General features: G+C 73.1%; 8 protein-coding genes, 1 other RNA gene and 1 pseudogene. 2 read left to right on the top strand and 8 right to left on the bottom strand.

Annotated elements, in window-relative coordinates; genetic code table 11:
• Positions 1–89: 89 nt before the first annotated feature.
• Positions 90–1,262 (bottom strand): acyltransferase family protein, encoded by a 1,173-nt coding sequence (locus A2U95_RS13175; RefSeq protein WP_166022303.1) that lies wholly within the window; start codon positions 1,260–1,262, stop codon positions 90–92.
• Positions 1,259–3,652 carry a bifunctional polysaccharide deacetylase/glycosyltransferase family 2 protein gene (locus A2U95_RS13170; RefSeq protein WP_240957306.1) on the bottom strand — a complete coding sequence of 798 codons (2,394 nt, stop codon included), beginning with the start codon at positions 3,650–3,652 and terminating at the stop codon, positions 1,259–1,261. Before A2U95_RS13170 ends, A2U95_RS13175 begins: the two co-directional genes overlap by 4 nt.
• A gap of 366 nt (positions 3,653–4,018) precedes the next feature.
• Between A2U95_RS13170 and A2U95_RS13165 the strand changes: the two genes are divergently transcribed.
• On the top strand, positions 4,019–4,981 hold the full coding sequence (locus tag A2U95_RS13165; RefSeq protein ID WP_240957305.1) for an ABC transporter permease: 963 nt from the start codon (positions 4,019–4,021) through the stop codon (positions 4,979–4,981).
• Positions 4,982–5,157: 176 nt separating this feature from the next.
• Here A2U95_RS13165 and ssrA read toward each other — a convergent pair.
• The 5 genes from ssrA to ftsE form a co-directional block, all read right to left on the bottom strand.
• Positions 5,158–5,558, bottom strand: a transfer-messenger RNA (tmRNA) gene (gene ssrA, locus A2U95_RS13160).
• 115 nt (positions 5,559–5,673) lie between these two features.
• The gene (gene smpB / locus A2U95_RS13155; RefSeq protein ID WP_108955112.1) at positions 5,674–6,153 is read right to left on the bottom strand and encodes an SsrA-binding protein SmpB; all 480 of its coding nucleotides are present in this window, start codon (positions 6,151–6,153) and stop codon (positions 5,674–5,676) included.
• A gap of 19 nt (positions 6,154–6,172) precedes the next feature.
• Positions 6,173–7,408, bottom strand: coding sequence for a S41 family peptidase (locus A2U95_RS13150; protein WP_166022302.1), 1,236 nt, complete (start codon positions 7,406–7,408; stop codon positions 6,173–6,175).
• A gap of 69 nt (positions 7,409–7,477) precedes the next feature.
• Positions 7,478–8,395, bottom strand: a complete 918-nt coding sequence (gene ftsX / locus A2U95_RS13145; protein ID WP_166022301.1) for a permease-like cell division protein FtsX — start codon at positions 8,393–8,395, stop codon at positions 7,478–7,480.
• A 31-nt stretch (positions 8,396–8,426) separates the two neighbouring features.
• Positions 8,427–9,116: a cell division ATP-binding protein FtsE gene (gene ftsE, locus A2U95_RS13140; protein ID WP_166022300.1), complete on the bottom strand. Its 690-nt coding sequence runs from the start codon at positions 9,114–9,116 to the stop codon at positions 8,427–8,429.
• 280 nt (positions 9,117–9,396) lie between these two features.
• On the opposite strand from ftsE, the gene A2U95_RS13135 reads away from it, so the two are divergent.
• On the top strand, positions 9,397–9,573 hold the full coding sequence (locus tag A2U95_RS13135; RefSeq protein WP_166022299.1) for a hypothetical protein: 177 nt from the start codon (positions 9,397–9,399) through the stop codon (positions 9,571–9,573).
• Between the two features lie 126 nt (positions 9,574–9,699).
• Here the strand turns inward: A2U95_RS13135 and A2U95_RS32670 are convergent.
• A pseudogene (locus A2U95_RS32670) lies at positions 9,700–10,029 on the bottom strand (LPXTG cell wall anchor domain-containing protein); the annotation flags it as partial.

The following is a 10,029-nucleotide window of genomic DNA, read 5'->3' as shown; positions in this document are numbered from 1 at the left end:
CGGGCGCGCGCCGGCCGTGCCCCGCGGGCGGCGCCCTCCGGACGGTCCGGCCGCCCGCGGAACGGCGGACGGCCGGTGCGTGGCAAGGGTCAGGCCGGCCGCCCGGCCGTGCCGCGGCGTCTCCTTCCCGTGGGCCACGGACGGACGCCGCGGCCCGCGGCGAGGTCCTCGACCCAGCCGAACGCGAGGACGGCGAGGGCGAGGAGCGGCCACAGCAGCAGGAACGCGGCCGGCAGCGAGGCCGCCCCGCCGACGCCCGCCAGGTCGAGCAGCGGGAAGGCCAGGGCGATCAGCAGGTTGTGCCACAGGTAGACGGTGACCGCCCGGTCGTTGGCCAGGGTGACCAGGCCGTCCCAGCGCCGCAGCCGCGCCGGGAGCTCCGTCCACACCGGTGCGTGGACCAGCAGGACCGCCACGAAGCCGAACGACCACAGGCATTGGGCCAGGGGGACGTCGTTGAGGTCCCAGCGCTCGTCCCCCTGGTGCCCGGAGGCCCACCACAGCCCGAGGGCCATCAGGGCGGAGGCGCAGGAGACGGTGGCGTAGCGGGGGACCCGGGCGATCACGCCGTCCTGGTGGGCGAAGCCGAGGATCCAGCAGCCGCCGTACACGCAGAAGTCCCTGACCGCTTCGCCCGTCTCGCCGGGGACCGTCACCAGCCCCGTGCCGAACACCCCGGTGAGCACCGGCGGCGCGAACAGCGTGGGCCAGGCCGCACGCCGGAAGAACCACAGCAGCAGCGGCGAGGCCACCACGAACCAGAGGTACGCGCGCAGGTACCAGAGCGGCCCGGCACCGTCCCTCGCCCAGTCGGTGTCCAGCACGCCGGACGGGGAGCCGATCCGCTCCGGGTACGGCGGTGCGCCCACCGGGACGAGGTAGTTGAGCGTCCCGGCCACCCCCCAGGGCCCCTGCGGCGTCCATCCGGAGCCGAGGAGCAGCAGCCCCAGCACCACCACGGAGAACACCCACAGCGGGGGCAGCAGCCGCCGCAGCCGCGCGGCGACCACCTCGCGCGCCGAGCCTCCCGGCCGCCGCAGCGACCGCGCGGTCAGCGAGCCGGCCAGCGCGAACATCACGCCCATGGAGGGGAAGAGCACCGTCAGCCAGGCCCAGCCGAAGACGTGGTAGACCACGACCCGCAACAGGGCCAGGGCGCGCAGCAGGTCCAGGTAGCGGTCCCTGCCCCCCGGCGGGGCAGGCGCTCCGCCCCGCCCGGGGACCGCCCCGGCCGGCGCCGTGCCCGTCGTCTCCGCGCTCATGCCGCCGCCCCCCGCGCGCCCGGGCCCGGGCCCGAGCCCGTCCCCGGGCCCGTCCCCGGCGCGGCCCCGACCACGCCGGTCCGGCGCAGCTTCTGCCACCGCAGCCGGCCGCCCGTCAGCGCCGTGATCCAGGACTGGAGGAGCACCACGTACATCAGCTGTCGGTAGAGGAGCTGCTGGAGCGGCAGCGAGATCAGGTGCCGCAGGGGCTCCCCGTCGAGCCGGAAGGCGTAGGCGGCGCACACCGCCTGGACGGCGAGCACGCCCAGCCAGGCGCCGGCCGTCGCGCCCGTCGGGCCGAAGACCAGGCCGTAGACGAGGAACACGTCGAACAGCGGGGCCAGCAGCGGCGCCAGGACCATGAAGAGGGAGACCAGTGGCAGTCCGACCCGGCCGAACCGCCCGGAGGAGCCCTTGTCGAGGACCGCGCCCCGGTGCTTCCAGATGGCCTGCATGGTGCCGTAGGACCACCGGTAGCGCTGCGACCACAGCTGCCGCACCGACTCGGGCGCCTCGGTCCACGCCCGCGCGTCCTGCGCGTAGACGACCCGCCAGCCGTCGCGGTGGACGGCCATGGTGACGTCGGTGTCCTCGGCGAGGGTGTCCTCGCTCATCCCGCCGACCCGCTCCAGCGCGGTGCGCCGGAACGCCCCGACCGCGCCGGGGATGGTGGGCATGCAGCGCAGCACGTCGTACATCCGGCGGTCCAGGTTGAACCCCATCACGTACTCGATGTGCTGCCAGGCCCCGATCAGCGAGTCCCGGTTGCCGACCTTGGCGTTTCCGGCGACCGCCCCGACCCCGGCGTCGGCGAACGGCCGCACCAGCTCCCCCACGGTGGCGGGCTCGAAGACGGTGTCGCCGTCCATCATCACGATGATGTCGTGGCTCGCGTTCGCGATGCCGCGGTTGAGCGCGGCCGGTTTGCCGGCGTTGGCCTGCCGGACCACGCGGACGCCGGGCAGGCCCATCGCCTCCACGATGTCCGCGGTGCCGTCGCAGGAGCCGTCGTCGATGACGATCACCTCGACCGGGTGCTCGCTCCCCGCCAGCGAACGGACCGTGTTCTCGATGCACTTGGCCTCGTTGTACGCCGGCACCAGCACCGTCACCGGCCCGGTGACCGGCGTGGCGCCCCAGCGGCCCCCGCGGCGGCGCGTCCGGCGGACGTGGAACGCGGAGAGCGCCAGCATCAGCGCGAACCGTCCGATGACCAGCACGCCGACCACCACCAGGCCGGAGACGAGCACGGTGGTGACCGACTGGGACGCCTGGACCAGCCAGACCCAGGACCTGCCCTTCCACAGCTCGGCCCCGGTGACCGGGGTGTGGGCGCTCGGCCAGTCCAGGGCCTCGGTGAGGTTCTGGAAGGCGTAGCCCCGGGCCTTGAGCTCGGGCAGCGTCCGGTCCAGCGCGGCCACGGTCTGGCCGCGGTCGCCGCCGGAGTCGTGCATCAGGACGATCGCCCCGGCCCCGTGCCGCGGGGTGGCCCGGCGGACGATCTCGTCGACGCCGGGACGCTTCCAGTCCTGGCTGTCGGTGTCGTTGAGGACGGTGAGGTAGCCGCGCTCGCCGAGGTGCCGGGTCACCGGCCAGCTGTTGTTGTCCAGGGCGCCGGCGAACGACGAGTAGGGCGGGCGGAACAGCGAGGTGCGGATGCCGGCGGCGCCGGCCAGGGCGGTCTGGGTCTGGGAGAGCTCGAAGTCGATGCGCCCGGGTGTCTGGTAGGAGAGGTCGGGGTGGCTGAAGGTGTGCACGCCGATCTCGTGGCCCTCCGCCACCATGCGCTCCACCAGGCCGGGGTGGCGGGAGGCCATGGTGCCGGTGATGAAGAAGACGGCGTGGGCGTCGTGCTTCCTCAGCACGTCGAGGACCTTGGGCGTCCACTCCGGGTCCGGGCCGTCGTCGAAGGTGAGCACGAGGCGGCGGTCGGGGACGCGGAGGGTCTCCGCGCGGCCGCCGCGGGTGTCGATGACGGGGCCTCCGGAGAGGATCCCGTCGGGCACCTCGTCGGTGGGCGCGGGCGGGCGGACGCGGTGGTCGGCGAGGATCTCGCTGTTCACGTAGCCGCGGAGCATCAGCATCGCCGACAGGGCGACGAGGACCAGCGACGGCAACAGGTACCGCAGCGGGAGGCGGCGGGGCCTGCGGGTGGACCGGGTCCCGGGCCTCGCCCCGGCCTTCGCGTCGGCCCTGGCCTTCGCGTCGGCCCTGGCCTTCGCGTCGGCCCCGGCCTTCGCGTTCGCGTCGGCCTCGGCCTTCGGCCCGCGGGTTCCGTCGGCCGGGGGGCGGGGCGCCGGCGCCGGACCGGTGGGCGGGCCGGCGTCCGCCGCTCCCGGGCGCGGTATGCGGGTGGTGGAACCGGCGCGGGGGCCGGGGGGTGTTGCCATGGGATGACGGACTTCCTCTGTCTGACGAGGCGGATCTCGACCGGGTGGAAACCGGGGGCCCGGACCGGGGCCGGACCAGGCCGGGAGCGGGCCGGACCGGGAGCGGACCGGGGCCGGACCGGGGCTGTCGGCCGCCCGGCGGCACGGTCGCCCGTGGGGGGGCGGCGGGACCGCCCACCGCCGCCGGGGCGGAACTTGCCGCCCCGGACGGGACCGGGCGGACCTGGGCGGCCGCTCCCCGCCGCCCCCCGGGGGCGGACAGGACCGGGCTAGGCCGGGGGACGCGGGACCGGGCCGGCCGGTCCCGCGGCCACGGTGGTGGTGTCGGCCGGGGCCGCGCTCCCGGTCGGGCCCGGGTCCGGCGGCGTGCTCTCCGTGGGCGCGGGGTCCGGCGTCCGCGTCGTGGGCTGCGGATCGGGTTCGTCGCCCGGCTCCGGTTCGGGGACCGGGCTCGGTCGCGCCGGCGCCGGCTCGGCACCCTCCTTCCCGGGCTCCACCGCGTCGTCCCCGTCCGCCGCCGGGCGGTCGTCCACCGGCTTTCCGGACGCCGCGCCCGCGGAGGGCGTCGCGCCGTCCCCGCCCGCGGACGCGCTCGGCCGCCCGCCGGGCATCCGGGCCGGCGCCCCGGACGGCCTCCTCCTCACCCCGGTCATGCTGCTCCTGCTCTTCGTCTACCTCTTCGGCGACGTGATGAGCGCCGGCATCGGCGGCGCGGACCGCTCCGACTACATCGCCTACCTGGTTCCCGGCGTCCTGCTGATGACCATCGGCTCCACGGTCGTCGGCACGGCGGTCTCGGTGGCCACCGACATGAACGAGGGGATCATCGCCCGGTTCCGCACCATGGCCGTCCACCGCGGATCCGTCATCGTCGGACACGTCGCCGGCAGCGTGGTGCGGTGCGTGGCCAGCGTGGTCCTGGTCGGCGCCGTCGCCGTCGCCATCGGCTTCCGCTCCACGGACGCCACGGTGCTGGAATGGCTCGCCGCCTTCGGGATGCTGGTGCTCTTCTCCCTGGCGCTCACCTGGATCGCCGTCGGCATGGGCCTGGTCAGTCCGAACGCGGAGGCCGCCGCCAACAGCGCGCAGCCGCTGGTGCTGCTCCCCCTGATCTCCAGCGCCTTCGTCCCGGTCGAGTCCATGCCGGGCTGGTTCCGGCCGGTCGCCGAGTACCAGCCCTTCACCCCGGCCATCGAGACCCTCCGCGGCCTGCTCCTCGGCACGGACATCGGCCACAACGGCCGGCTGACCCTCGCCTGGAGCGTCGCCCTCACCGCGCTGGGCTACCTCTGGGCCACGAAGCGGTTCAACGCCGGCCCCGAGCGGTGACCCTCCTCGAACACGAAAGGGCGGTGCCCCCGACACCACGTCGGGGGCACCGCCCTTTCGTGTTCGGGCACGACGCGACGTGCCGGGACCGGACCCGGGCGGTCCGGGGAGGGGCGGGACACCGCGGAACGCACGAAAGCCCCCGACCTGTCCGGTCGAGGGCTTCGCTCATGGGGTGGTGGAGATGGCGGGAATCGAACCCGCGTCCAACGGTGCGGAACCAGGGCTTCTCCGTGTGCAGTCCGCTTCGCTTTTCTCGGCCCCGGAGATCACGCGGACAAGTCTCCGACGGGCTCAGTCACTGTGTGGTTTCCCTCTTCACCCCGTGACCGGGATCAAGGTTTAGTCCCCTAGCTGATGCCAGGATCCGGGTCGGGAACATCCCCGGGCTGACACTCCCTTAAGTAGAGAGCTGCGTCACGCTACCTGGATCAGGCAGCGAGAGCGAGCTGGCTCTGGGAGATATCGCGCTTGGAATTGGCGATTATTTTTTTCGGCCTGTGGTTTACGAGATCATGGCCGCTTCCTCGACACGCTTCCCCTGCTTCGACAGCCGCTGTCGAAACCGATCATCCCCATGTTGATTTTTCAATCTCGCGCCCCCCTCGCGGGGAGGCAAGTGCCATCGTACTGAGCAACGCCCGAGGACGCCACCTTGTTCCGCCGCGCACCGCTCCGTGGTGCGATCCGCGTCACGCCCGCTGCTTGCGGCGCACCGCCGAGATCGCCCGCTCCGTCTCGCGGCGGTCCTGCTTCTCCCGCAGCGTCTGGCGCTTGTCGTACTCCTTCTTGCCCTTCGCCAGCGCGATCTCGACCTTGGCCCGGCCGTCCTTGAAGTACAGGGCGAGCGGGACGATGGTGTGGCCGGTCTCCTGCGACTTCGCGGCGAGCTTGTCGATCTCCTCCCGGTGCAGCAGCAGCTTGCGCTTGCGGCGCGCCGAGTGGTTGGTCCAGGTGCCCTGGCTGTACTCCGGCACGTGCACGTTGTGCAGCCACGCCTCGCCGCCGTCGAGCTGGACGAAGCCGTCGACCAGCGACGCCCGTCCCTGGCGGAGCGACTTCACCTCCGTGCCGGTCAGGACCAGGCCCGCCTCGTAGGTGTCGATGACGAGATAGTCGTGCCGCGCCTTCTTGTTCTGCGCGATGAGCTTGCGCCCTTTTTCCTTGGCCATAGTGCCGCCCATTTTGGCACTACGAGGGGCCCCCGAGGCCAGTCAATACCCGCTCGGCCCGCTGCTCGGCGTTCCGCCCGGCCACCAGGTCCGGCACGATGCCCTCGCCGTCGACGCCGCGGCCCGACGGCGTGCGGTAGTGCCCCACGGTCAGCTCGGCGACCGAACCGCCCGGCAGCTCGGCCGGCATCTGCACGGCGCCCTTGCCGAACGTGCGGGAGCCGACGACCACCGCGCGCCCCCGGTCCTGCAGCGCCCCGGTGACCAGTTCCGCCGCGCTCATCGTTCCCGAGTCGACCAGCACCACCAGCGGGCGCGAGGTGCTGCGGCCCCGCTCGGCGTGGAGCGCCCGCTGTTCGCCGCGCAGGTCGTAGGTGGCGACCAGCCCGCCGTCGAGGAAGGCGGAGGCGGTCTCCACGGCCTCGGTGACCAGGCCGCCGGAGTTGCCCCGCAGGTCGAGCAGTATGCCCGCGCCGGGGGCCTCGGAGGCCGCGGCGCGGACCTTGCCGCCCGCGCCCTTGGTGAAGGCGCTCACCTTGATCAGCGTCGCCCCGCCGGCGGTCCGCCGCACGGTCACCGGGTCGGTGGAGAGCCGGGCCCGGCGCAGCGTCTCGGTCCACCGCCGCCCGTCGCGCTCCAGGCCGATCCGTACCGTGCTGCCGGCGCTCCGCGGCTCCTCGCCGGGGGTCTCGCCGCGCAGCCGGGCCAGCACCTCGGTGACCGGCAGACCCGCCGTGGACCTGCCGTCGACGGTCAGCATCCGGTCCCCGGCGCGCAGCCCCGCCTCGTCCGCGGGCGATCCGCCGCGCACCCGGGTGAGCGTGAGGTCGCCGTCCTCCTCCCGGGCCGCCCAGACGCCGACGCCGGTGTAACGGCCGTCCAGCGCCTCCTCGAACTCCTGGTACTCCTTCGGCGTGTACACGACGCCCCACCGGTCCCCGGAGCGGCTCACGGCCCGCTCCGCGGCCTCCGCGGGGGACTTCCCGTCGGCCAGCGCCTCCGCGGCGGCCTCCCGGGCCGCCCGCAGGGCGTCCCGGGCCGGATCGCCGGACCGCGCGGCCCCTCCCGGGCCCCCGGCCGCGCTCGACCGGAGGGGTCCCCCGTGCTCCTCGCCGCGCCCGTCGGAGGCGGCGCCGCCCGCGCCGCCCGTCACCAGGACGCCCGCGAGGGCCAGGGTGGTCAGGGCCGCCCCGCGACGAACCGGACGGGTGGGGCGGGTGGTGCGGGTCTGACAGAACGGGTCGGGGCCTGACATGAGGGGGAGTCTAGGACAACGCGAGAGGGCCGCAGGGGCGGTTGCCCCTGCGGCCCTCTTGGGGAAGCGTCACACCTTCAGGTACTTGCGCAGCGCGAAGAAAGCCGCCAGCGCCGGCATCAGGAAGCTGATCGCGAGGATCAGCGGAAGCTTCGTCAGGAGGGCGTCCCAGCCGACGAAGTTGATGAGGGTGAGCCGCTCGGAGAGCGCCATGCCGTTGTCGATGGTGAAGAACCGGCCGAGCACCAGGAAGACGCACGCGAGCGCGCCGCCGATCAGGCCGGCCACCGCGGCCTCCATGATGAACGGCGCCTGGATGTAGAAGCCGGAGGCGCCGACCAGCCGCATGATGCCGGTCTCCCGGCGGCGGCTGAACGCGGAGACGCGGACCGTGTTGACGATCAGCAGCATCGCGACCACCAGCATGACCGCCATCAGCGCCAGCGCGGCCGTCGACAGCATGCCGAGCATGGTGAAGAGGTTGTCGAGGATGCCCTTCTGGTCCTGCACCGACTGCACGCCCTCGCGGCCGTCGAAGGCCGTGGCGATGACCTCGTACTTCTCCGGGTCGGTCAGCTTGATGCGGTACGACTCCTGCATCTGGTCCGGGGTGAGGGTCGCCGCCAGCGGGGAGTCGCCGAACTGCTCCTTGTAGTGGTCGTAGGCCTCGTCCTGCGACTCGTGCACCACCTCGTCGACGATCGCCATGTCGCCGAGGTCGGCCTTGATCTGTTCCTTCTGGTCCTTGGTGACGGCGCCCTTGGCACAGTTGGGATCGGACTCGGCGTCGCTCTTGTTGCAGAGGAAGATCGAGACGTTGACCTTGTCGTACCAGTAGCCCTTCATGGCGCTCACCTGGTCGCGCAGCAGGATGGCGCCGCCGAGCAGGGTGAGCGAGAGGGCGACGGACACGACGACCGCGAAGGTCATCGTGAGGTTGCGGCGGAGACCCACACGGATCTCCGACATCACGAACTGAAGCCGCATGGCTCTTGTCAGGCCTTTCCGTGGACGGGGATCAGTGCTGGTAGCCGTAGACGCCGCGCGCCTGGTCGCGGACGAGGCGGCCCTTCTCCAGCTCGATGACGCGCTTGCGCATCTGGTCCACGATGTTCTGGTCGTGCGTCGCCATCACCACGGTGGTGCCCGTCCGGTTGATCCGGTCGAGCAGCTTCATGATGCCGACGGAGGTCTGCGGGTCGAGGTTGCCGGTGGGCTCGTCGCAGATGAGCAGCTTGGGCCTGTTGACGAACGCCCGGGCGATCGCCACGCGCTGCTGCTCACCGCCGGACAGCTCGCCCGGCATGCGGTCCTCCTTGCCGCCCAGACCCACCAGGTCGAGCACCTGGGGCACGGACTTGCGGATCTCGCCGCGGGACTTGCCGATCACCTCCTGGGCGAAGGCGACGTTCTCGCCGACGGTCTTGTTGGGGAGGAGCCGGAAGTCCTGGAACACGTTCCCCAGCTGGCGGCGCATCTGGGGCACCTTCCAGTTGGAGAGGCGTGCGAGGTCCTTGCCCAGCACGTGCACCTGTCCCTGGGTGGCCCGCTCCTCGCGGAGGACCAGCCTCAGGAAGGTGGACTTTCCGGAGCCGGAGGAGCCCACCAGGAACACGAACTCGCCGCGCTCGACCTCGAGGGTGATGTCCCTGAGGGCGGGGCGGTTCTGCTTGGGGTAGACCTTGGTGACGTTGTCGAATCGGATCACGGAAACACCACGAGTCGCCGGGGGTAGATGTGCGTGACCATACGCGAATGCGGGTAGTGGCCGCAGTCGCCGGACCTGGTTGCGTGCACCTTGCCCCTTTTGTCGTCACTTTGGTGGGGGTACCTCCCCGCGGGCGGAGCCGGGGTGGGGGAGGTTTGTCGAAGCGATGCGGGGGTATCGGAGGGCCCGCCCCGCACCGGACCTGGCACAGTGGAAGAGGGAACAGCATCGTTCCCGTGAACGTTGGGCATGGCGGAAGCTGCGCGAGGAGGGCGGGCGCATGACGTACGACCGATTGGTGTGCGCTAACTGCGCGGCGCCGGTCAGCGAGGGGCGCTGCCCCGTCTGCCGCGCGAACCGCGAGCGGATGCAGCAGCCGTTCGGCGGGCTGACCCCGGGGGCGCTGCTGGCCCTCCTGGTGGTCCTGGCCACGGCGGCGGCGCTGTTGGCGCGCTGAGCGCCCGCCTGCCCGGCGTGAGCGGGAACGAGGACTCGTTTCCCTGGAGCGGACGACAAGGGGCGGGGCGGGACGGCTGGATGCCGTCCCGCCCCGCCCTTCGCCCGTTCGGCGGGTCGTCGTCCGTCAGGCGGCGGCGGCGCCGCCGCGGCCCTCCATCAGGCGCGGGAGGACCCGGAAGCCGATGCCGCCGGCGATCATCGTCGCGGCGCCGATGAGCAGGAACGTGGTCTCCGCCGCACCGGTCTCGGCCAGCTCGTCGCCGCCGCCCTGCGGGGCGGTGGAGTCGGAGCCGGTGTCGACGAGGTTGCCCTCGCCGCCCTGGGGCTCCTGACCGCCGAGGTCGGGGTCGATACCGCCGACGCCGCCACCGTTGCCGCCGTTGCCGTTGCCGCCGCCGCCGTTGCCGCCGCCACCGTTGCCGTTGCCGCCGTCACCGCCGCCCACGTCACCGCC

It is taken from the genome of Streptomyces chilikensis, from assembly GCF_001642695.1.
Lineage (GTDB): Bacteria > Actinomycetota > Actinomycetes > Streptomycetales > Streptomycetaceae > Streptomyces > Streptomyces chilikensis.
The sequence above is the reverse complement of the archived record's forward strand: the minus strand, read 5'-3'. Positions and strand labels throughout refer to the sequence as shown.

Excerpts from the sequence above, each read along its gene's own strand:
- A2U95_RS13175 (WP_166022303.1), bottom strand. The coding sequence starts at position 1,262 with ATGAGCGCGGAGACGACGGGCACGGCGCCGGCCGGGGCGGTCCCCGGG.
- A2U95_RS13170 (WP_240957306.1), bottom strand. The coding sequence starts at position 3,652 with ATGGCAACACCCCCCGGCCCCCGCGCCGGTTCCACCACCCGCATACCG.
- smpB (WP_108955112.1), bottom strand. The coding sequence starts at position 6,153 with ATGGCCAAGGAAAAAGGGCGCAAGCTCATCGCGCAGAACAAGAAGGCG.
- A2U95_RS13150 (WP_166022302.1), bottom strand. The coding sequence starts at position 7,408 with ATGTCAGGCCCCGACCCGTTCTGTCAGACCCGCACCACCCGCCCCACC.
- ftsX (WP_166022301.1), bottom strand. The coding sequence starts at position 8,395 with ATGCGGCTTCAGTTCGTGATGTCGGAGATCCGTGTGGGTCTCCGCCGC.
- A2U95_RS13135 (WP_166022299.1), top strand. The coding sequence starts at position 9,397 with ATGACGTACGACCGATTGGTGTGCGCTAACTGCGCGGCGCCGGTCAGC.